Origin of the sequence: Aureimonas mangrovi, assembly GCF_014058705.1 — a bacterium.
In the GTDB taxonomy this organism is placed as follows: Bacteria; Pseudomonadota; Alphaproteobacteria; order Rhizobiales; family Rhizobiaceae; genus Aureimonas; species Aureimonas mangrovi.
On sequence record NZ_CP059692.1, the window covers coordinates 1,801,020 to 1,821,993 of the forward strand.

Here is a 20,974-nt window from a genome sequence, read left to right on the forward strand (position 1 = left end):
GCATGTGAAGGGGGAGCCGGGACGCCGGCGTCGACGAGGGGACGGCAATGGGCGTTGGGGACGCCGCCTCGACATGGACCGGCGCCCGCGGACAGCCGTGGGATCAGGATCGCTATCGCCTTCGAGCTTGGTTCGCCGTCCAGATCGCCGTCGAAGCGGAGCGGCGCACCGCCTTCTTCCTCGTTCCGCTCGGCCTGATTCTGGGAATCGCGCTTTTCTACGGTGCCGATATGCGACCGGGTTGGGCCGTCGTACTGGTTGGCATTCCGCTCGCGCTCGCCGTGGTGCTGACACCGCGCATGCCATCCGGCCTTCGCGCCCTGGCCCTGCTTCTCGCTTGCGGCCTCGGAGGCGCCGGCCTTGCTGAATGGGAGGTCGGGCGCGCGCAGACCACGATCTTTTCGGGCGAGGCGACGGTGCGCCTGGAAGGGCGTGTCGTCTGGCGTGAGGCGGACGAACGAGGTCGCTACCGCTACGTCCTCGACGTCCTTTCCACCGAGCGCCCGGTCCTGTCGCGCCCGCCCGAGCGTGTGCGCATCGTGGTCTCCAGCCGACATGAGCCGATACCGGTGGGCGGCATCTATGAGGGGCTCGTGCGCCTGCGCCCGCCGCCGGGGCCGGCGATACCCGGTGCGCACGACTTCGTCTTCACGCCCTTTTTCTCAGGGCTCGGCGCCTACGGTTTCTCGCTCGGCGCGCCGGAGGCTGCGGCCCGGCCCGCCTCGCTCGACCTCGCACAGCGGATCGCAGCGCTGCGCGTCGAGGTGACCGAGCGCATCCGCACGGCGATCGGCGGGCCGGAAGGGGCGGTCGCGGCAGCACTGGTTACGGGGGCGCGCACCGCGATCCCGGACGAAATCAACGAATGGCTCCGCATCACGGGGCTTGCGCATGTCCTGTCTATCTCCGGCTTCCACATGGCGCTGGTGGCGGGTTTCGCGATGCTGTCCATCAGGGCGGTTATCGCAGCCTGGCCGGCTATGGCGCTTCGCGTGCCCGGCAAGAAAATCGCAGCGGCCGCCGCCTTCCTCGTCGCGACGGGGTATCTCATGATCGCGGGCGAGAACGTCGCGACGCTGCGCTCCTACATCATGCTCGCCATCATGCTGGGCGCCGTGATGCTCGACAGGCCGGCGCTGACGCTCCGAAACGTCGCCATCGCCGGCATCATCGTCATGGCGCTCAACCCGCACCAGGTGGTCACGGCGAGCTTCCAGATGTCCTTCGCGGCGACGGCCGCGCTCGTCGGCGCGTATGGCGCCATCACACGCTGGTGGAGCGCGCGCCGGGCTGGTGACAAACGCCCGCGCCGCGATCGCGGGCTTCTTGCCGGCATCCTCCTCGCCATCGGCGGGTTGGCCCTGACGGCCATCATCGCTGGCGCGGCGACGGCCATTTACGGCGCCTACCACTTTCAGCGGGCGGCAACCCTCGGCAGCCTGATCGCCAACGTGGCTGTGATGCCGCTCTTCTCGTTCTGGATCATGCCGCTTGCGCTCGTTTCGGTGTTGGTCATGCCCTTCGGGCTTGACGGACCGCTACTCAGGCTCATGGGATACGGCCTGACGGCCGTGTTCGAGATGGCGCGGTGGCTGGCCGAACGCTTTCCGGACCATGCAACCGGGATCATCTCGCCGCTCGCGCTGGTCATCCTTACAGCTGCGCTGCTGGCAGCCTGCTTTCTCGCGAGCCGTCTGAGATGGGTCTGCGTGCCGCTCGCGGTTGCTGGACTCTGGCTGGCGAGCAGCAAAGCGCCGCCGCCGGAACTCCTTGTCTTCGAGGATGGAAAGCAGGTCGCTCTGATCGATTCGGAAGGGCGGTTGCACCATTTGCGCGAGCGCCCGAACCGCTTCGTTGCCGACCAGTGGGAAAGGGCGTTCCCGCAAGAGCGGTTCGCGGTATTGTCGGGCGACACCGCTGCGCCGAGCGCCCGACCCGATCCTCTCTTCCAGCCCTTCGCATGTGGAGAGGACGGCGTGTGCCGGGCCGTCACACACTCAGGCCTCTCGATCGGCTGGACGGAAGACTACGAGAAGACCGGGCTTCTCTGTGACACGACAGACATCGCCATCGTCGCGCGCGCGATCAGGCTCTCACAATGCCGATCCGGCGCGCATCTGGTGACGCTGCGGACTCTGCGCGCCAGCGGCTCGCTTGCCTTCGATGGCCGCCTGCCGAGCGATGGCGCACTTCGGATTCGTCGCGCGGTTCCGGACGAGCCGCACGAGTGGAACCTCCACCGTCTTGCATCATGGCCGGAATACTGGCGCAACCCGAATGCCGGCAATGTCGACGCCAGCGATGTCGATGCTGGTGATAGGGGCGATGTCGCCAACGCGACCACGCCAGCCGTGGCCGAATAGCTTGGCAGGCGAGAACTGCCAGGCAGCGCCCCGGCTCAGTAACGGCGGATCAATCCGACGAGGCGGCCCTGCACCTTCACCTGATCGGCGCCGAAGATACGCGTTTCATAGGCCGGGTTCGCGGCCTCCAGCGCGATGCGATCGCCTTTGCGACGGAAGCGCTTGAGCGTCGCCTCTTCGTCGTCCACGAGGGCGACGACGATGTCACCGGGGCTTGCTGTATCCGCGCGGCGGATGACCACCGTATCTCCGTCCAGAATGCCGGCCTCGATCATCGAATCGCCCGCGACGTCGAGTGCGTAATGTTCGCCCTGGCCGATCATGTCGGGCGGCAGCGCAACGCTGCGTGTGTTGTGCTGGATCGCCGAGATCGGAACGCCGGCAGCGATGCGCCCCATCACCGGGATACTGACGATGTCGTTCGCGGCCTCCGCGATCCGGGTCGGTCGGGCCTCCTCGACGGCCGGAGCCCGAGAGCCACCGACGATGCTGGGTCGGAAGCCAGCCTGCGGACGTGGTGGAGCCTTGGCTGCCGCGCCCTCCGGCAACCGTAGAATTTCCAATGCGCGGGCCCGGTTCGGAAGACGGCGAATGAAGCCTCGTTCCTCCAGAGCCGTGATAAGCCGGTGAATGCCGCTCTTCGACTTCAATTCGAGAGCGTCCTTCATTTCGTCGAAGGACGGCGGAACGCCGGCCGCCTGCAGCCGATCGTTGATGAAGATCAAGAGATCGTGCTGCTTGCGCGTCAGCATACGTGCGCCCCGGACGAATCAAAAACAAAACCTGAACAAAGCTATCTGTTCTGTTTGTGTTCCGCAAGCGTCAGTCGAGTGGAAGATAGCTGCATTCGTCTCCCGCGCGCGCTGCCTGCGCGTTCGCTGGGCGCAGCAGGAGCGCCGTGGCGCCGGCGTAGACGGAGAGGAGCGAGGAGTCCTGCCGGGGGAGCGGACGGATCGTCGGCCTCTCGCCGTCGCCGCTTTCGATCCTCGCACGCATGAACTCGGCGCGATGGTCGTTGGCCGGCAGGTCGGTGGCGAGGATGCCTTTGCGAAAGCCTGGAGCGTCGTCCAGGCCGGCGAGGCGGCGCAGGAGCGGGCGCAGGAACAGCGTCGCCGTCACCATGCTCGATGCCGGGTTGCCCGGCAGCCCGAGGACCCACATCGGCCCGCGGCGCCCGGCCATCAATGGCTTTCCGGGCCGCATCGCGACCTTCCAGAAGTCGAGGGAAACGCCGGATGCTTCCAGCGCGCGCGCGACGAGATCGTGGTCCCCGACCGAGGCCCCGCCGATCGTCACGAGGATGTCTGCGTCTTGCCGGACGGCCTCGTCGATGCGCGCCGTCAAAGCGTCCATCCTATCCGGCGCGATGCCGAGATCGATCACCTCGGCGCCGTTCGCCTCCGCGAGCGCCATGATGCCGTAGGTGTTGGAGGCGACGATCTGCGCGGGGCCGACAGGCTCACCGGGCGGGACGAGTTCGTCGCCCGTCGCCAGAACCGCCACGCGCGGTCTGCGAAGGACCGTCAGGCTCGGATGCCCGCCGCTGGCTGCGAGCGCGAGGGTGCCGGCACCGAGCCGCGTTCCGGCCTCGACCAGCGTTCCGCCTTCGCGGAAGTCGTTGCCGGCCGGGCGGATGTGACTTCCTTGCGTGATCGGCTGCGTCGGGATAACCGAAGCCTCGTCCGGCCGGGCGGTGTTTTCCTGAATGAGCACTGCATTCGCGCCGGGGGGAACCGGCGCGCCGGTGAAAATGCGAACGGCTTCGCCGGGGCCCAACTGTCTCTCGAACGCGTTGCCCGCAGCGGAAGCGCCAATCAGCCGAAGCGGCGTGCCGACGCGGACGTCCTCGGCGCGCACGGCATATCCGTCCATCGCCGACGCGTCGAAATCGGGCTGGGTGCGGTGCGCGACGACGGTCTCAGCGAGGATGCGGCCCGCCGCCGCGCGAAGCGGCAGCTCTTCTGTGCCGCCGATGGCAATCGCGTCGCGAAGCAGCCGCTCGAGCGCGTCCTCGACCGGCAGAAGGCTCACGAGACCGAGCCCTCGCCGTATCGCCACTCTCCTGAGCGCCCGCCGGCTTTGTGGAGGAGGCGGATGCCGGAGATTTCCATCGATCGGTCCACCGCTTTCGCCATGTCGTAGATGGTGAGGCACGCGACTGAGACGGCGGTCAGGGCCTCCATCTCAACCCCCGTCTTGCCGCCGACCTTGGCCGTCGCGCTCACGCGCAGGCCCGGAAGCGCCGGTTCGATCGATATTTCGACGCCGACCTTCTCTAGCATCAGAGGATGGCAGAGAGGAATCAGTTCAGACGTCTTCTTGGCACCCATGATGCCGGCGATGCGGGCGATCGCGACGACATCACCCTTTGCGGCCTGGCCCGTGCGGATGAGCTCCAGCGTCTCGGGCCGCATCAGAACGAGGCCTTCGGCGGTCGCCGCGCGCGCCGTCTCCGCCTTCTCACCGACATCGACCATCGAAGCGGCGCCGGTGGCGTCGAGATGGGTGAGGCGCGTCTCGTTCATGCGGCCTCGCGGCGAAGAAGGGCCTGCGTCGCGGCGGTCACGTCGCTCTGGCGCATGAGGCTTTCCCCGACGAGGAACGTGTCGATACCGGCACGTGAGAGGCGGGCGCAATCGGCAGCCGTGTTGATGCCGCTTTCGCCGACGACGAGCCGCCCTTCGGGAACGAGGCGAACGAGGCGTTCGCTGACGGCCAGATCTGTCTTAAAGCTGCGCAGGTCACGGTTGTTGATGCCGATCAGCGGCGAAGCAAGGCGCAGGGCGCGCTCCATCTCGGCTTCGTCGTGAACCTCGATCAGAACATCGAGGCCGTAATGGCTTGCGCTGGCCTCGAGGTCAGCTGCCAGCGCGTCGTCAACCGCCGCCATGATAACGAGGATCGCGTCCGCGCCCCAGGCGCGCGCTTCCGCGACCTGATAGGTGTCGAACATGAAATCCTTGCGCAGCGCGGGCAGGGCGGTCGCGTCGCGCGCGGCGGTGAGGAAGGATGGTTCGCCCTGAAAGGACGGCGCGTCGGTCAGGACGCTGAGGCAGGCCGCTCCGCCCGTTTCGTAGGCACGGGCGAGCGCCGGCGGATCGAAATCCTCGCGGATCAGGCCCTTGGAGGGGCTCGCCTTCTTCACTTCCGCGATCAGCGCGAAATCGCCCTTCGCCACGCGCCTTCGGAGCGCGGCATGAAAGCCGCGCGGCGCGTCACGCGTGACGACGGCGCGCTCGAGGTCGGCGAGGCTGCGGATCGCCTTGGCTGCGGCGATCTCCTCGCGCTTGTAGGCCTCGATCCGGGAGAGAATGTCGCTCATCGGGCCGTTCCTGCCTCTTCCTTCGTTGCGGCAACGAGGCGGTCGAGCGCGGCGCGCGCTGCGCCGCTGTCGATCGACTTTGACGCCATCGCGATGCCTTCGGCAAGGTCGGCCGCTTCGCCGGCGACGACGAGGGCGCCGCCTGCGTTCAGAAGCACGATGTCGCGATAGCCGCTTTCCGCACCGGCGAGGACGTCCCGCAGGGCCTGCGCATTGGCGGCCGCATCGCCGCCTTTGATCTCGGCGATATCGCGACGGGGAAGGCCGAAATCCGCAGCGTCGATCGAGAAGGTCTTGGTGCGCCCGTCCTTCAACTCGGCGACCTCGGTCGTCCCGCAGACGGTCATCTCGTCGAGGCCGTCGCCGTGGACCACCCAAGCATGGCGCGCGCCGAGCGCGCGAAGCGTCTCGGCGATCGGGACGACCCATTCGGACGAGAACACACCGACGAGCAGACGATCGACGCTGGCGGGGTTGGCGAGCGGGCCGAGGATGTTGAACACCGTGCGCGTGCCGAGCTCGACGCGGCTCGGACCGACGAAGCGCATGGCCGAATGGTGTGTGGGCGCGAACATGAAGGCGAGGCCCGCCTTGGCGACGACGCGCGAGATCGCCTGCGGCTTGAGGTCGACATCGACGCCGAGCGCGGCCAGCACGTCTGCCGCGCCCGATTTCGAGGAAAGGGCACGGTTGCCGTGCTTGGCGACGACGACGCCGCAGCCGGCTACGACGAGCGCCGCGCAGGTGGAGATGTTCAGCGTGCCCGCATGGTCGCCGCCCGTGCCGACGATGTCGACGGCGCCTTCGGGGGCTTCGACCCGCGCCATGTTGGCACGCATCACGTCGACGGCGCCGGCGATCTCGTCGACCGTCTCGCCGCGCACGCGCAGCGCCATGAGGAAGCCGCCGATCTGCGACGGCGTCGCCTCGCCCGACATCATCACCGCGAAGGCGGCGGCCGAATCGGCGCGCGACAGCGCCTCGCCCGCCGCGACGCGTGCCAGGAAGGGCTTCATATCCTGCGTCACGGGAGTTGGCCCTGCGCGGCCTGCACGGCAGCCGCATTGTAGCTCACGGGGATCTCCTGCTGCAGGAGCTCGACATAAGACTGAAGAATGTCGTTGCGCAGGGCGCCGATGAGCTGCGTGTCCTGACCCTGCGGCACGCTCGACATCGGGTCGGCGGGCGGCGCCACCTCGTCGACGCGCAGGAGCGTCCAACCGCCGGGGGCGGCCGACGGTGCGACCGCGATGAGACCGGACGGGCCCGAGAAGGCCGTGCGGAGCGCAGCCTCGCCGAGCGGGCCCATGCCCGTGGACCGTGTGATCGCGGCGGCGAGCTGCACTTCGAGACCTTCCGCTTCTGCGACCGCTTCCAGGGCCTCGCCTCCCTCGACACGCTCGCGCAGAGCGTTGGCGCGCTCCTCGAGAAGGCGCTGCGCCTCGTCTTCCTTCCAGTCGGCGACGACCTCGTCACGCACCTCGTCGAGCGGCCGGTCACGTGCCGGCACGATCTCGTTCACGTCGTAGAAGAGGAAGCTGTTGGAGCCGTAGTTGATCGGCGGATTGTCGAAACCGGGCTCCGTATCGAAGACGCCGGCCAGAAGCTGCGCGGCAGCCGGCAGGACGGGCGCCTCGCCTTCGGCGACGGAGCCGTCGGCTGCGACGTTGTCCACCGTCACGCTTGTCAGGCCGGCCTGCGCCGCGGCTTCATCGAGCGTCGCCCCCGATGCGCGCGCATCCTCGAAGGCATTGTAGGCGTCGCTCACGCGCTCGTCGGCGGCATCGAGCGCCAGTTCCTCGCGCAGTTGATCCCGCACTTCATCGAGCGGCTGGACCGATTGCGGGACGATCTCCGTGACACGCAGGATGGCCGGGCCGAAGACGCCGGCGACGGGGGCGCTCACTGCACCCTGATCGAGCGCGAAGGCCGCGTCCGCTATCGCTCCATCAGCGATCTCGTCGCGCGCCTGGAGACCGAGATCGACGACGCTGCGGCCGGTCGACTGCGCCACGGCGTCGAAATCGGCGCCGCCTTGAAGCTCGGAGGACGCCGCTTCCGCCGCTGCCTGATCGGGGAAGACGATCTGCTGGATACGGCGGCGCTCGGGGGTGGTGAAGCGCTGCTGGCTCGCCTCGTAGTCCGCAGCGATCTCCTCGTCCGTGATCGCCGAGGTGTCCGCCGCGCTCTGCGGCGTCAGATCGACATAGGAGAACGAGCGGTACTCGGGCGCCGCATAGGTGCTGCCCCGCGACATGAAGAAGTCCTCCAACTCGTCGGCTGACGGATCGGGCAGGGCGGTTGCGTCCTGCGGCTGGAGGTTCACGTAGGAGACGGTGCGCCGCTCGCCGGCATAAAGGCCGATCGCGGCAGCCAGCACGCGAGGTGCGCCGACGCCGTCCGCCACCGCGTCGATCAGCTGCGTGCGAAGGGCGGTGTCGCCGAGACGCTCCAGATAGGCCGCTTCCGTCAGACCCGCGCTGCGCATGACGTTGGAGAAGGCCGTGCGCGAGAAGTTGCCGCTACCGTCCTGAAAGGAAGGGTCCTCGGCGATGAGACGCAGGAGGCCGCTCTCCGAGAGGCCGAGGCCCAGAAGGCGACCCTGTTCATCGAGAACGGCACCGGTGGCGAGCTGCGACAGCGCGTTCTGATCGACCCCGAAGGCCTGCGCTTCCTCAGGCGTCGGACGACGCTGGAGTTGCTGCGCGACGCTCGCGAGCGACTGCTGGTAGGCGAGCTGGTAGTCCTGCAGCGTCACCGTCGTGCCGCCCGCGGTCAGGACCGTGTTCGGCGAAGTGCGGCCGGAGAAGCCGTCCGCGATCGTCCACGCGACGGCGAAGATGCCGAGCATCAGGCCGAGAACGACCTTTCCGACCCAGCCGGAAATGCTTCGGCGCAGGACGTCCATCATCGTCGGGGCTCCTTCTTCATCATTTCCGGTTCGCTTAACCACAAACCGGGGTGAGGCCAAGCGGTTCGCGGTTTGATTTTACCCGGCGTGACCGCTACGCCTGCCGCAGATCACGGTATGGCTACGCGGAGGACACCTTGAAGCAGCTGATCGCCGGCAACTGGAAGATGAACGGCCTCAAGAGCCAGCTTGCGGAGGTGGAAATTCTTCGCGGAGAGGCGAGCGGCCTCGCAGACCGGTGCGAGCTTCTGGTCTGCCCGCCCGCGACGCTCCTCTGCGCGGCGGTCGTGGTCGCCGACGGCGCCCTCGCGGTGGGCGGGCAGGATTGTCATGCCGGCGACAGCGGCGCCCATACCGGCGATATCGCGGCCGGAATGCTTCGCGATGCCGGCGCGTCCCATGTCATTCTCGGCCATTCCGAGCGGCGCGCCGATCACGGCGAGACGAGCGAGATGGTGCGCGCCAAGGTCGAGGCGGCATTGCGCTCGGGCCTCGTGGCGATCGTCTGCGTCGGCGAGACCGAAGGCGAGCGCGAGGCCGGCGATACGCTGGACGTTCTCGCGGGCCAGCTTTCGAGTTCGCTGCCGGACGGGGTGGGGAGCAAAAACACCGTCATCGCCTACGAGCCCGTCTGGGCGATCGGAACCGGGAAGACGCCGACCACCGGGGATGTGGGCGATGTCCATGCTTTCATTCGCAGAACGCTCGTCGAGCGTTTCGGCGAGGGCGAGGGCAGCGCGATCCGCATCCTCTACGGCGGCTCGGTGAAGCCCTCGAACGCGGCTGAACTCCTCGCCGTGCCGGAGGTCGGCGGCGCGCTGGTCGGCGGCGCGAGCTTGAAGGCGGCCGATTTCATTGCGATATGCGACGCCGTGCCGGGCCGCTGAGGCCCCTCACGAAACCAAACCGTTTGGCATCGGGGACACGCTCCTGTAGAAGGCGCGCGACCCGTCAAGCTCCTGCAAGAAGTGCGCGCGAACCGTCCCGATGCAAACCGTTCTGATCGTCATCCATCTCCTGATCGTCCTCGCGCTCGTCGTCGTGGTCCTGCTCCAGCGCTCCGAAGGCGGTGCGCTCGGTATCGGCGGCGGCGGTGGCGGTGGCATGATGACGGCCCGTGGCGCGGCGAACGCGTTGACCCGCGCGACCGCGATTCTCGCGACGGGCTTCTTCATCACATCCATGGCGCTCGCGATTCTCGCCCGCTACGGCGGTGACGGCACCGATATCCTCGACCGTATTCCGGGTGCGCCTGCCGGCACGAGCGCGCCAGCGACCGGCGGCGGTTCGCTGCTCGACCAGCTCGGCGGCCTGCCCGAGGAGGAAGAAGCGCCGGCTCCGATCGACGTGCCGGCAGGCGGTGCGCCTGCAACGCAGTCCCAGCCTGCCAGCCCGGCGCCGACGCCTGCGCCGGAGGCGAACGCGCCCGCGCAGGATGAAGGCGTTCCAGTCGGCGGCTCTCCCGAACCGGCACAGCCGAGCAACCAGCAGACCGCGCCCGCCCAGTAAGGCGTTCGCCACGATCGATTGCATCCAGCGGGGCGCGTTCGGCGCCCCGCTTCGTTTTTGGCCGATTTTCAGACTGGCGCGAACCCGCCCGAGCGGGTATCGGGAGGGCCCATGGCGCGATATATCTTCATCACCGGCGGCGTGGTCTCCTCACTCGGCAAGGGTATTGCATCGGCAGCGCTGGGCGCGCTGCTGCAGGCCCGTGGATACCGGGTGAGGCTGCGCAAGCTCGATCCCTACCTCAATGTCGATCCCGGCACGATGAGCCCGACGCAGCACGGCGAGGTGTTCGTCACCGACGACGGCGCCGAGACCGATCTCGATCTCGGCCATTACGAGCGCTTTACGGGGCGCCCGGCCAACCGGATGGACAACGTCACCACCGGGCGGATCTACAAGGAGATCATCGCCAAGGAGCGACGCGGCGACTATCTCGGCGCCACCGTGCAGGTGATTCCCCACGTCACGGACGCGATCAAGGAATTCGTCCTCGAGGGCAACGAGGACTATGACTTCGTCCTCTGCGAGATCGGCGGTACGGTCGGCGACATCGAGGCGATGCCCTTCATGGAGGCGATCCGCCAGCTCGGCAACGATCTGCCGCGCGGCGGCGCCGTCTACGTTCACCTGACGCTGATGCCCTACATCCCGACGGCGGGCGAACTGAAGACCAAGCCGACGCAGCACTCAGTGAAGGAACTGCGCTCCATCGGCATCCAGCCGGACATCCTCCTCGTGCGCGCGGACCGCCCGATCCCGCAGGAGGAGCGCCGCAAGATGAGCCTCTTCTGCAACGTGCGTGAAACCGCCGTGATCCAGGCGCTGGACGTCGCCACAATCTACGATGTGCCGATCGCCTATCACCGCGAAGGCCTCGACACCGAGGTTCTGGCAGCCTTCGGAATCGATCCGGCGCCCAAGCCCCAGCTCCAGCGTTGGCACCAGGTCGTTGACGGCATCCGCAACCCTGAGGGTGAGGTCACGATCGCGATCGTGGGCAAGTACACGGGGCTGAAGGACGCCTACAAGTCGCTGATCGAGGCGCTTCAGCACGGCGGCATCGCCAATCGCGTGCGCGTCAATCTCGACTGGATCGAATCGCAGGTCTTCGAGGAAGAAGACCCCGCGCCGTATCTGGAGCGGGTCAACGGCATCCTCGTACCCGGCGGTTTCGGCGAACGCGGCTCAGAGGGCAAGATCCTCGCTGCGCGCTTCGCGCGTGAGCGCAACGTGCCCTATTTCGGCATCTGCTTCGGCATGCAGATGGCGGTGATCGAGGCGGCCCGCTCGCTCGCCGGCATCGAAAAGGCCGGCTCGACCGAGTTCGGTCCGGCGGCCGAGCCCGTGGTTGGTCTGATGACCGAATGGCTGAAGGGCAACGAGCTAGAGCAGCGCGCGGCCGAGGGCGATCTCGGCGGCACGATGCGCCTCGGCGCCTACCATGCGGACCTCGCGCCCGGCTCAAAGATCGCTGAAATCTACGGCTCGACCGATATCGTCGAGCGCCATCGCCACCGCTACGAGGTCAATCGCGCCTATCGCGAGCGGCTCGAGGCGGCCGGCATGAACTTTGCCGGAATGTCGCCCGACGGGCTCCTGCCTGAAACGGTCGAGCTGCCGGACCATCCGTGGTTCGTCGGCGTGCAGTATCACCCCGAGCTGAAGTCGCGGCCCTTCGAGCCGCATCCGCTGTTCGCCTCCTTCATCGAGGCGGCCGTCGAACGCTCGCGGCTCGTCTGATGCGCAGTGCGCGCCGCTTCGACCATGCGGTCTTCGTGGTCGACACGCTGGAGGGCGCGCGTGCGGCCCTCACCGCGCTCGGCTTTACTGTCGCGCCGGACGCGCGGCATCCGTTCGGCACCGAGAACGCCTGCGTCTTCCTAGCGGACGGCAGTTTCATCGAGCCGCTGGCCGTCGGTCATCGCGAAACCTGCGAGGCCGCCGCGAAGGCGGGCAACGCCTTCGTCGCACGCGATCAGGCACATCGCTTCCGGATCGGCACGCCATCCTTCTCGGCGATCGCGCTTCGCTCGGACGATGCCGACGGCGATGCGCAGGATTTCGAGGAAGCAGGTTATGGTGTCGGCGAGCGGCTGAATTTCGGACGGGACTTCAGGACGCCGGATGGCAAGGGCGCCCGGCTGGAATTCGCGCTTGCTTTCGCCCGCGATCTGCGCGCGCCGGACGTTTCATTTTTCGCGTGCCAATCGGTCCACAGCTTCAAGCCGGACCGCTCCTCGCTGATCGCGCACGAGAACGGAGCGATTGGCATCGCCCGCCTCGTTCTCTCCGAGCCGAACCCGACCGATTTCCAGTACTATCTCCAGACCGTGACGGGTGATCGGGAGATCGACGCCGATTCCTTCGCCATGACGCTGAAGGCCGGCGACACGATGCTGGAAGTCGCTACCCCCGATGCGCTGGCGCTGCGCTACGGCGCGAAGCGAGACGCTTCGCGCGGCCTGTTCTTCGAAGGGATCGTCGTCGCGGTACGCTCGCTCGAAACCGTGCGCCCCTTCACCCGCGACGCGCGGGAGTTGCAGGGGCGCCTCGTCGTCCCACTGGGACCCCAATCTTTCATCGCTTTCGAGGAGTGCGGCCGATGACGACAGCGAACGGGACGGTGACGGCCAAAGGCGCCGTTTTCGACCAGCGTGCGCCCTTCGCGTTGATCGCCGGCCCCTGCCAGATGGAAAGCCGCGACCACGCGATGATGATCGCGGAGCGGATGAAGCGCATCACGTCCGATCTCGGCATCGGCTACGTCTTCAAGGCGAGCTTCGACAAGGCGAACCGCACAAGCCTTTCCGGTCGTCGCGGCATCGGGCTCGCCGACGCGCTGCCAGTGTTCGAGGAAGTCGCCCGGACCTTCGACCTGCCGGTTCTCACCGACATTCATACCGAAGCGCAGGCCCGCGAGGCGGGTGCGGTCTGCGACATCCTGCAGATCCCGGCCTTCCTGTGCCGGCAGACCGATCTTCTGGTTGCGGCGGCCGAGACCGGCCGCGTCGTGAACATCAAGAAGGGCCAGTTCCTGGCGCCCTGGGACATGAAGAACGTCGCGGCGAAGGTGACGGACAGCGGCAATCCGAACGTGCTCCTCACCGAGCGGGGTGCGTCGTTCGGCTACAACACGCTCGTCTCCGACTTCCGGGCGCTGCCGATCATGGCAGGGCTCGGGGCGCCCGTCGTCTTCGACGCGACACATTCGGTGCAGCAACCGGGCGGGCAGGGCGGCTCGTCCGGCGGCGAGCGCCGCTTCGTTGAGACGCTCGCGCGCGCAGCCGTGGCCGTCGGTGTCGCAGGCCTTTTCATCGAGACCCATGAGGATCCGGACAACGCACCGTCCGACGGGCCGAACATGGTGCAGCTCGACGCGATGCCGGAGCTCTTGAAGCGCCTGAAGGCGATCGACGAGATCGCGAAGTCTTTCAATCGATAAGAGAGATGCACGAGGCCGGTCTCTCGGCTAAGAGCCGGCCCGAGCCTCGCCCCTTGCTCCAGGAAGGACCAGCATGACCGCCATCATCGACATCGTCGCCCGAGAGATCCTCGACAGCCGTGGCAACCCGACCGTCGAGGTCGACGTCGTCCTCGAGGACGGTTCGATGGGCCGCGCCGCCGTTCCCTCGGGCGCCTCGACAGGTGCGCACGAGGCCGTGGAATTGCGTGACAAGGACGAGCGCTACGGCGGCAAGGGCGTCCTCGAGGCCGTGCAGGCGGTCAACACCGAAATCCTCGAATCGATCGCCGGTTTCGAGGCCGAGAACCAGATTCGCATCGACCAGGTCCTCTGCTCGCTGGATGGCACCAAGAACAAGAGCCGGCTCGGCGCCAACGCCATCTTGGGCGTTTCGCTGGCCGTCTCCAAGGCGGCCGCCGAGGCCGCCGGTCTTCCGCTTTACCGCTATGTCGGCGGCGCATCCGCGCATGTCCTGCCCGTGCCGATGATGAACATCATCAATGGCGGCGCGCATGCTGACAACCCGATCGACTTCCAGGAATTCATGGTCATGCCGGTCGGCGCGGAGAGCTTCCGCGAGGGCCTGCGCATGGGCGCCGAGATCTTCCACACGCTGAAGAAGGCGCTCAAAGACGCCGGCCACAACACCAATGTCGGCGACGAGGGCGGCTTCGCCCCCAACCTCGGCTCGCCGAAGGAAGCGCTCGACTTCATCAGCGCCTCCATCGAGAAGGCCGGCTACAAGCCTGGCGAGGACGTGTATCTCGCGCTCGATTGCGCGGCGACGGAGTTTTTCAAGGACGGGATCTATGATCTCGAAGGCGAAGGTCGCAAGCTGATGGCGGACGAGATGGCAGGCTATCTCGCCGAACTCTGCGCACAGTACCCGATCATCTCGATCGAGGACGGCATGGGGGAGGACGACTGGGCGGGCTGGCGCACGCTGACCTCCAAGGTCGGCGACAAGGTGCAACTCGTCGGCGACGATCTCTTCGTCACCAATTCCGAGCGCCTGCGCGAAGGCATCGCCAAGAACGTCGCCAATTCCATCCTCGTGAAGGTCAACCAGATCGGCACGCTCACCGAGACCCTGGACGCGGTGAACGTTGCGCATCGTGCCGGCTACACGGCCGTGATGTCGCATCGCTCGGGAGAGACCGAGGATTCGACCATCGCCGACCTCGCGGTCGCCACCGACTGCGGACAGATCAAGACGGGCTCGCTGGCCCGCTCGGATCGGCTCGCCAAGTACAATCAGCTCCTGCGCATCGAGGAGGAACTGGGTGATCAGGCGGTCTACGCCGGGCGCTCGATCCTGCGTTCGCGCGCCTGAAGCTTCACGCCGATCCATGCTGCGGGGGCAGGTGCCTCCGCCGCATGCTTAACCGGGATTTAACGCCGGTCGTGCTCTTCTGGCTATCCAGCGAGAAGGGTCTCCCATGCGCACCAGACAGAAGCGGACCACACGGCTCGGACGGCTCGTCGTGCCGACGATCGCGCTCGCTTTTCTCGGCTATCTCTCGTTGCAGGCCCAAAGCGGACGCTACGGCCTCGATGCGAAGGCGGAACTGACCGCGACGCTGGCGCTGCGCGAGGCCGAACTCAAGCGAGTCACCAAGGAGCGCGAGGCGATGGAGCAGCGTGTTCGCCTGCTTCACGATGGCACGCTGGAGCGCGACATGATCGATGAACGCGCGCGCCGCAGCCTGAACTACGGTGCCGCGGACGAGATCGTGATCCTGCGATAGGGCCTTTTAAGCCGGTTTGAAGTTAAATCATGGTGCGTCGCATCATTTAACCGAGACTAAGTTTATCGAAAACGGACGCTTGCCGAGCGCCTCTTCAGCAGTATAGTTCCGCTCCGAGACGGCCTTGCGACAGGTCGGTCGAGCACAGGAGCGCTGCATGGCCGCTACGAAGCAGAAGGGCGCAGGTGCCGCCCGCGCGCAGGAAGACAAGACACCCGAGATCGTAAAGACGCTGGAGCGGCTCGAAACGCCGAAGCCGGCGACCTTCTCGAAGGATGAAGAGCTGTCCGCCTACCGGGACATGCTGCTCATCCGCCGGTTCGAGGAGAAGGCCGGCCAGCTCTACGGCATGGGGTTCATTGGCGGCTTCTGCCATCTCTACATCGGCCAGGAAGCGGTCGTCGTCGGTATGCAGATGGCGTTGAAGGATGGCGATCAGGTCATCACCGCCTATCGCGATCACGGGCACATGCTGGCCACCGGCATGGAGGCGCGCGGCGTCATGGCCGAGCTCACGGGGCGCCGTTCAGGCTACTCGAAGGGCAAGGGCGGCTCGATGCACATGTTCTCGAAGGAGAAGAACTTCTACGGCGGCCACGGCATCGTCGGTGCACAGGTTCCGCTCGGAACGGGCCTCGCGTTCGCTAACCGCTACCGCGGCAACGACAATGTGTCGGTCACCTATTTCGGCGACGGCGCGGCCAACCAGGGCCAGGTCTACGAGAGCTTCAACATGGCCTCGTTGTGGAAGCTGCCGGTGATCTACGTGATCGAGAACAACCAGTACGCCATGGGCACGTCGGTCAAGCGCGCCAGCGCCGAGACGAATTTCGCCCACCGCGGCATCTCCTTCAGGATCCCCGGCATTCAGATCGACGGTATGGATGTGCGTGCGGTGAAGGCCGCCGGCGACCTTGCGACAGAACACTGCCGTTCGGGCGAGGGGCCGATCATCCTTGAGATGATGACCTACCGCTATCGCGGCCACTCGATGTCGGATCCCGCGAAGTACCGTTCGCGCGACGAAGTGCAGAAGATGCGCTCCGAGTCGGACCCGATCGAGCAGGTCAAGCAGCGCCTGATGGAAGAGCACGGCCTTTCCGAGGACGAGCTCAAGGGCATCGACAAGGACGTGCGCGACGTCGTCGCCGATTCGGCCGAGTTCGCGCAGAACGACCCCGAGCCGGATGTCTCGGAGCTGTGGACCGACATCTATGCGGACGAAATTCCGCAGGCTGCAGAGTAAGGAGGGCGTCATGCCGACTGAAATCCTGATGCCCGCCCTCTCCCCGACGATGGAGGAGGGCACCCTTTCCAAATGGCTCAAGCAGGAAGGCGACGACGTCGCCTCCGGCGATGTGATCGCCGAGATCGAAACCGACAAGGCGACGATGGAGGTCGAGGCCGTCGATGAAGGCAAGCTCGGCAAGATTCTGATCGAGGCCGGCACGGAAGGCGTGAAGGTCAACACGCCGATCGCTGTTCTCATCGGCGAAGGCGAGAGCGCGGACGATGTCGCGGCTCCGAAGAAGGAGCAGAGCCAGCCGGTCGGCGAGACCGCCAACGATCCGCAGGCCGACAAGGGTGAGACCGGCGCTTCGCGTGAGGCGGAGAAGAAAGCTGACAAGGCGCCCGCGCAGGGGCTTTCCCACCCCGCTCCCAAGGATGTCGACGGCGACAAGCAGGAGGTGCCCGAGGGGACCAAGATGTCGACGCAGACCGTGCGCGAGGCTCTTCGCGATGCGATGGCCGAGGAGATGCGGCGCGACGAGAATGTGTTCCTGATGGGCGAAGAGGTCGCCGAGTATCAGGGCGCCTACAAGATCAGCCAGGGCCTTCTGGAGGAATTCGGCGACAGGCGCGTCGTCGACACGCCGATCACCGAGCACGGCTTTACCGGCCTCGGCGTCGGCGCGGCCTTTGCGGGCCTGCGGCCGATCGTCGAGTTCATGACGTTCAACTTCGCGATGCAGGCGATCGACCAGATCGTCAATTCGGCGGCCAAGACGCTCTACATGGCGGGCGGCCAGATGGGCTCGCCGATCGTCTTCCGTGGGCCGAACGGGGCGGCGGCGCGCGTTGCGGCCCAGCACAGCCAGGACTACGCCGCCTGGTACAGCCACATTCCGGGCCTCAAGGTCGTCCAGCCCTACACAGCGGCCGACGCCAAGGGCTTGTTGAAGTCCGCGATCCGCGATCCGAATCCGGTCATCTTCCTCGAGAACGAGATTCTCTACGGCCATTCTTTCGAAGTGCCCGAGCTCGACGACTGGACGGTGCCGATCGGCAAGGCGCGCGTGCACCGCAAGGGCACGGACGTCACGATCGTCTCCTTCGGCATCGGCATGACCTACTCGGTTGCAGCCGCCGAGGAACTGGCCAAGGAGGGGATCGACGCCGAGGTTCTCGACCTTCGCACCATCCGTCCGATGGATGTCGGCGCCATCGTGCGTTCGGTTCAGAAGACCAATCGCTGCGTGACGGTCGAGGAAGGCTATCCGCAAAGCTCGGTCGGCGCCGAAATCGCCTCGCAGCTGATGATGCGCGCCTTCGATCATCTCGACGCGCCGGTCCTGCGGGTCTGCGGCAAGGACGTGCCGATGCCCTATGCGGCCAATCTGGAAAAGCTGGCGCTGCCTTCCGTCAAGGAAGTCATCGAGGCGGTGAAAGCCGTCTGCTACCGGGACTGAGCGAGGAGCCTTCGCGCCATGCCGATCAATGTCACGATGCCCGCCCTCTCGCCGACGATGGAAGAGGGCAACCTCGCCAAATGGCTCGTCAAGGAGGGCGACAAGGTCTCCTCGGGGGATGTGATCGCCGAGATCGAGACCGATAAGGCGACGATGGAGGTAGAGGCCGTCGACGAGGGGACGGTCGCCAAGATCGTCGTCCCGGCGGGCTCGGAAGGCGTGAAAGTCAACGCCGTGATCGCCATCCTCGCCGGGGAGGGTGAAGACGCGTCGGAGGCGGCCAGCGCAGAGGCGCCGGCAGGCAATGCCAAGGCGGACGATGCGGTGGCCTCGCAGGAGTCAGCCGGCGAGCCCGAGGCTCGTGCGCCGTCGACCGCCTCGGCCTCCGAGGGCGGCAAGAGCACGGCTCCGGCCGTCTCGCCCGCACCCTCGGGCGAGAAGGGCTCGCGCGTCTTCGCCTCACCGCTGGCCCGCCGGATCGCAAAGGATGCCGGCGTCGATCTCGCCTCCCTGACGGGTAGCGGCCCGAACGGACGCATCGTGAAGGCGGATGTCGAGGCTGCGGCCAAGGGCGGCGGCGCCAAGGCCCCGGCTTCGGACGCGAAGGCGGCTCCAGCCGCGGGGGATGCGGGCAAGGCCCCGGCAGCGGCGCCGAAGGGGCAGAGCGACGAGCAGATCCGCAAGCTGTTCCCCGACGGCTCCTACGAGGAGATCCCGCACGACGGAATGCGCAAGACGATCGCGCGCCGACTGGTGGAATCCAAGCAGACGGTTCCGCACTTCTATCTTTCGCTCGACTGTGAGCTGGACGCGCTGCTGGCGCTCCGCAAGCAGCTGAATGAGGCGGCGCCGACGGTGAAGACCGAAGCGGGCGAGAAGCCCGCCTACAAGCTATCCGTCAACGACATGGTCATCAAGGCGATGGCACTGGCGCTGAAGGCTGTGCCCGATGCCAACGCCTCGTGGACCGAGACCGCGATCCTGCGCCACCGACACGCCGATGTCGGCGTCGCCGTCGCGATCGCGGGCGGGCTGATCACGCCAATCATCCGCCGCGCCGACGAGAAGACGTTGTCGACTATATCCAACGAGATGAAGGATCTCGCCAAGCGGGCGCGTTCGCGCAAGCTGAAGCCCGAAGAGTACCAGGGCGGAACGACGGCTGTTTCGAATCTCGGAATGTTCGGGATCAAGAACTTCTCGGCCGTCATCAACCCGCCGCACGCGACGATCCTCGCTGTTGGCGCGGGTGAGGAGCGCGCCGTCGTCAAGAACGGCGCCATCGAGGTCGCGACGGTGATGTCGGTGACGATGTCCACTGACCACCGCGCGGTGGATGGTGCGCTCGGGGCCGAGCTCCTGTCCGCGTTCAAGGGCTTCATCGAGCAGCCCATGAGCATGCTGGTCTGACGGAGAGCGGGATCGATGGCTGAAACCTACGACATCATCGTCATCGGCGGCGGACCGGGCGGCTACGTCGCGGCGATCCGCGCCGCCCAGCTCGGCTTCAAGACCGCTGTGGTGGAGCGTGAGCATCTCGGCGGCATCTGCCTCAACTGGGGCTGTATCCCGACAAAGGCACTGCTGCGCTCCGCCGAGATCTTCCACTATGCCGAAAATGGCGAGAGCTACGGACTTAAGATCGAGAAGCCGAGCTTCGACATCGCGGCCGTCGTCAAGCGTTCGCGCGGGGTGTCCGCCCAGCTCAACGGCGGCGTCGGCTTCCTTCTGAAGAAGAACAAGGTCGACGTCATCTGGGGCGAGGCCAAAATCACCAAGGCCGGAAAGGGCGGCCCCGTCGAGGTCGAGGTCGGTGATGCCACGAAGCCGGTGGTTGAGCCGCAGAACCCGGTGCCGAAAGGTGTGCTGGGCCACGGCAGCTACACGGCCAAGCACGTCATCGTCGCGACCGGGGCGCGCCCGCGCGTCCTGCCGGGCATCGAGCCCGACGGCGAGCGCATCTGGACCTATTTCGAGGCGATGAAGCCGAAGGCCATGCCGAAATCGCTGATCGTCATGGGCTCAGGCGCGATCGGCATCGAATTTGCTTCGTTCTATTGCACGATGGGAGCCGACGTGACGGTCGTCGAGCTCCTGCCGCAGATTCTGCCCGTCGAGGACGCCGAGATCGCGGCGACGGCCCGCAAGCAGTTCGAAAAGCAGGGCCTGAAGATTCTAACGGACGCCAAGGTCTCGAAGGTGACGAAGGGCGCAGGCGGCGTCGAGGTGTCGGTCGAAGTCGGCGGCAAGACACAGACGCTCAAGGCCGATCACCTGATCTCTGCGGTGGGCGTGCAGGGCAACACCGAGGGGCTCAACCTCGAGGGCGTCGGCGTCAAGATCGAGCGCGGCATCGTCCAGGTGGACGGCGCCGGGCGCACCAATGTCGAGGGCGTCTACGCCATTGGCGACGTCGCCGGGGCGCCGATGCTGGCCCACAAGGCTGAGCACGAGGGCACGATCTGCGTCGAAGCCATCAAAGGGCTCGAGACACACCCGATGAAGAAGACGCAGATTCCCGGTTGTACCTACTGCCAGCCGCAGATCGCGAGCGTTGGCCTGACCGAGGCGAAAGCCAAGGAAGAGGGGCGCGAGGTGAAGGTCGGCCGGTTCAAGTTCCAGGGCAATGGCAAGGCGATTGCGCTCGGCGAACCCGAAGGGCTGGTGAAGACGATCTTCGACGCAAAGACCGGCGAGCTTCTGGGCGCCCATATGGTGGGCGCCGAAGTCACGGAGCTGATCCAGGGCTTCGTCGTAGCGATGGGGCTGGAAACGACCGAGCAGGAGTTGATGCACGCCGTCTTCCCGCATCCGACCTTGTCGGAGACCATGCATGAAAGCGTTCTCGACGCCTATGGCCGCGTCATCCACATGTAAGCAGGGAAAGGCGGGCGCCGGCGCCCGTCTGACGCTTTTGCGCTTCGAAAACACATCTGTTTCAAATGCGGCGGCCTTGCCGCATTTGCGA

General features: G+C 66.6%; 18 protein-coding genes. 12 read left to right on the forward strand and 6 right to left on the reverse strand.

What is annotated here, in order from left to right; all coding sequences use genetic code 11:
* Positions 1 to 47: 47 nt before the first annotated feature.
* Positions 48 to 2,363 (forward strand): ComEC/Rec2 family competence protein, encoded by a 2,316-nt coding sequence (locus H1343_RS08505; protein WP_185982513.1) that lies wholly within the window; start codon positions 48 to 50, stop codon positions 2,361 to 2,363.
* A 35-nt stretch (positions 2,364 to 2,398) separates the two neighbouring features.
* Here H1343_RS08505 and lexA read toward each other — a convergent pair whose 3' ends face one another.
* The 6 genes from lexA to H1343_RS08535 all read right to left on the reverse strand — a co-directional run bounded on the left by lexA (position 2,399) and on the right by H1343_RS08535 (position 8,596).
* A complete protein-coding gene (gene lexA / locus H1343_RS08510; protein ID WP_185982514.1) occupies positions 2,399 to 3,115 on the reverse strand; it encodes a transcriptional repressor LexA in 717 nt (238 codons plus the stop codon).
* Between the two features lie 70 nt (positions 3,116 to 3,185).
* Positions 3,186 to 4,394, reverse strand: a complete 1,209-nt coding sequence (locus H1343_RS08515) for a molybdopterin molybdotransferase MoeA (protein WP_185982515.1) — start codon at positions 4,392 to 4,394, stop codon at positions 3,186 to 3,188.
* A complete protein-coding gene (moaC, locus tag H1343_RS08520) occupies positions 4,391 to 4,888 on the reverse strand; it encodes a cyclic pyranopterin monophosphate synthase MoaC (RefSeq protein ID WP_185982516.1) in 498 nt (165 codons plus the stop codon). The genes H1343_RS08515 and moaC overlap by 4 nt, the downstream gene beginning before the upstream one ends.
* Positions 4,885 to 5,685: an indole-3-glycerol phosphate synthase TrpC gene (gene trpC / locus H1343_RS08525; protein WP_185982517.1), complete on the reverse strand. Its 801-nt coding sequence runs from the start codon at positions 5,683 to 5,685 to the stop codon at positions 4,885 to 4,887. The genes moaC and trpC overlap by 4 nt, the downstream gene beginning before the upstream one ends.
* The gene (gene trpD, locus H1343_RS08530) at positions 5,682 to 6,701 is read right to left on the reverse strand and encodes an anthranilate phosphoribosyltransferase (protein ID WP_185985568.1); all 1,020 of its coding nucleotides are present in this window, start codon (positions 6,699 to 6,701) and stop codon (positions 5,682 to 5,684) included. The genes trpC and trpD overlap by 4 nt, the downstream gene beginning before the upstream one ends.
* An 8-nt stretch (positions 6,702 to 6,709) precedes the next feature.
* The gene (locus H1343_RS08535; protein ID WP_185982518.1) at positions 6,710 to 8,596 is read right to left on the reverse strand and encodes a peptidyl-prolyl cis-trans isomerase; all 1,887 of its coding nucleotides are present in this window, start codon (positions 8,594 to 8,596) and stop codon (positions 6,710 to 6,712) included.
* A 167-nt stretch (positions 8,597 to 8,763) separates the two neighbouring features.
* Between H1343_RS08535 and tpiA the strand changes: the two genes are divergently transcribed.
* The 11 genes from tpiA (at position 8,764) to lpdA (ending at position 20,883) form a co-directional block, all read left to right on the forward strand.
* Positions 8,764 to 9,483, forward strand: a complete 720-nt coding sequence (tpiA, locus tag H1343_RS08540; RefSeq protein WP_210270110.1) for a triose-phosphate isomerase — start codon at positions 8,764 to 8,766, stop codon at positions 9,481 to 9,483.
* A 100-nt stretch (positions 9,484 to 9,583) separates the two neighbouring features.
* Positions 9,584 to 10,105: a preprotein translocase subunit SecG gene (gene secG / locus H1343_RS08545; protein ID WP_185982520.1), complete on the forward strand. Its 522-nt coding sequence runs from the start codon at positions 9,584 to 9,586 to the stop codon at positions 10,103 to 10,105.
* A 111-nt stretch (positions 10,106 to 10,216) separates the two neighbouring features.
* Positions 10,217 to 11,845 carry a CTP synthase gene (gene pyrG / locus H1343_RS08550; RefSeq protein ID WP_185982521.1) on the forward strand — a complete coding sequence of 543 codons (1,629 nt, stop codon included), beginning with the start codon at positions 10,217 to 10,219 and terminating at the stop codon, positions 11,843 to 11,845.
* Entirely contained in the window at positions 11,845 to 12,711 is an 867-nt protein-coding gene (locus tag H1343_RS08555) for a VOC family protein (RefSeq protein ID WP_185982522.1), read from the forward strand. The genes pyrG and H1343_RS08555 overlap by 1 nt, the downstream gene beginning before the upstream one ends.
* Entirely contained in the window at positions 12,708 to 13,547 is an 840-nt protein-coding gene (kdsA, locus tag H1343_RS08560; protein WP_185982523.1) for a 3-deoxy-8-phosphooctulonate synthase, read from the forward strand. The genes H1343_RS08555 and kdsA overlap by 4 nt, the downstream gene beginning before the upstream one ends.
* Positions 13,548 to 13,620: 73 nt before the next feature.
* Positions 13,621 to 14,901: a phosphopyruvate hydratase gene (gene eno, locus H1343_RS08565; RefSeq protein ID WP_185982524.1), complete on the forward strand. Its 1,281-nt coding sequence runs from the start codon at positions 13,621 to 13,623 to the stop codon at positions 14,899 to 14,901.
* A 106-nt stretch (positions 14,902 to 15,007) separates the two neighbouring features.
* Positions 15,008 to 15,316: an FtsB family cell division protein gene (locus H1343_RS08570; protein ID WP_185982525.1), complete on the forward strand. Its 309-nt coding sequence runs from the start codon at positions 15,008 to 15,010 to the stop codon at positions 15,314 to 15,316.
* A 157-nt stretch (positions 15,317 to 15,473) separates the two neighbouring features.
* Entirely contained in the window at positions 15,474 to 16,562 is a 1,089-nt protein-coding gene (pdhA, locus tag H1343_RS08575; RefSeq protein WP_185982526.1) for a pyruvate dehydrogenase (acetyl-transferring) E1 component subunit alpha, read from the forward strand.
* Between the two features lie 10 nt (positions 16,563 to 16,572).
* Positions 16,573 to 18,006: a pyruvate dehydrogenase complex E1 component subunit beta gene (locus tag H1343_RS08580; protein ID WP_185982527.1), complete on the forward strand. Its 1,434-nt coding sequence runs from the start codon at positions 16,573 to 16,575 to the stop codon at positions 18,004 to 18,006.
* Between the two features lie 18 nt (positions 18,007 to 18,024).
* Complete coding sequence (locus H1343_RS08585) at positions 18,025 to 19,416, forward strand: pyruvate dehydrogenase complex dihydrolipoamide acetyltransferase (RefSeq protein WP_185982528.1); 1,392 nt, start codon at positions 18,025 to 18,027, stop codon at positions 19,414 to 19,416.
* Positions 19,417 to 19,431: 15 nt separating this feature from the next.
* A complete protein-coding gene (gene lpdA, locus H1343_RS08590; RefSeq protein WP_185982529.1) occupies positions 19,432 to 20,883 on the forward strand; it encodes a dihydrolipoyl dehydrogenase in 1,452 nt (483 codons plus the stop codon).
* Positions 20,884 to 20,974: the final 91 nt, after the last annotated feature.

Coding starts and splice junctions, on each gene's coding strand:
- H1343_RS08505 (WP_185982513.1), top strand. CDS start 48: ATGGGCGTTGGGGACGCCGCCTCGACATGGACCGGCGCCCGCGGACAG.
- lexA (WP_185982514.1), bottom strand. CDS start 3,115: ATGCTGACGCGCAAGCAGCACGATCTCTTGATCTTCATCAACGATCGG.
- moaC (WP_185982516.1), bottom strand. CDS start 4,888: ATGAACGAGACGCGCCTCACCCATCTCGACGCCACCGGCGCCGCTTCG.
- trpC (WP_185982517.1), bottom strand. CDS start 5,685: ATGAGCGACATTCTCTCCCGGATCGAGGCCTACAAGCGCGAGGAGATC.
- trpD (WP_185985568.1), bottom strand. CDS start 6,701: ATGAAGCCCTTCCTGGCACGCGTCGCGGCGGGCGAGGCGCTGTCGCGC.
- H1343_RS08535 (WP_185982518.1), bottom strand. CDS start 8,596: ATGATGGACGTCCTGCGCCGAAGCATTTCCGGCTGGGTCGGAAAGGTC.
- tpiA (WP_210270110.1), top strand. CDS start 8,764: ATGAACGGCCTCAAGAGCCAGCTTGCGGAGGTGGAAATTCTTCGCGGA.
- secG (WP_185982520.1), top strand. CDS start 9,584: ATGCAAACCGTTCTGATCGTCATCCATCTCCTGATCGTCCTCGCGCTC.
- pyrG (WP_185982521.1), top strand. CDS start 10,217: ATGGCGCGATATATCTTCATCACCGGCGGCGTGGTCTCCTCACTCGGC.
- H1343_RS08555 (WP_185982522.1), top strand. CDS start 11,845: ATGCGCAGTGCGCGCCGCTTCGACCATGCGGTCTTCGTGGTCGACACG.
- kdsA (WP_185982523.1), top strand. CDS start 12,708: ATGACGACAGCGAACGGGACGGTGACGGCCAAAGGCGCCGTTTTCGAC.
- eno (WP_185982524.1), top strand. CDS start 13,621: ATGACCGCCATCATCGACATCGTCGCCCGAGAGATCCTCGACAGCCGT.
- H1343_RS08570 (WP_185982525.1), top strand. CDS start 15,008: ATGCGCACCAGACAGAAGCGGACCACACGGCTCGGACGGCTCGTCGTG.
- pdhA (WP_185982526.1), top strand. CDS start 15,474: ATGGCCGCTACGAAGCAGAAGGGCGCAGGTGCCGCCCGCGCGCAGGAA.
- H1343_RS08580 (WP_185982527.1), top strand. CDS start 16,573: ATGCCGACTGAAATCCTGATGCCCGCCCTCTCCCCGACGATGGAGGAG.
- H1343_RS08585 (WP_185982528.1), top strand. CDS start 18,025: ATGCCGATCAATGTCACGATGCCCGCCCTCTCGCCGACGATGGAAGAG.
- lpdA (WP_185982529.1), top strand. CDS start 19,432: ATGGCTGAAACCTACGACATCATCGTCATCGGCGGCGGACCGGGCGGC.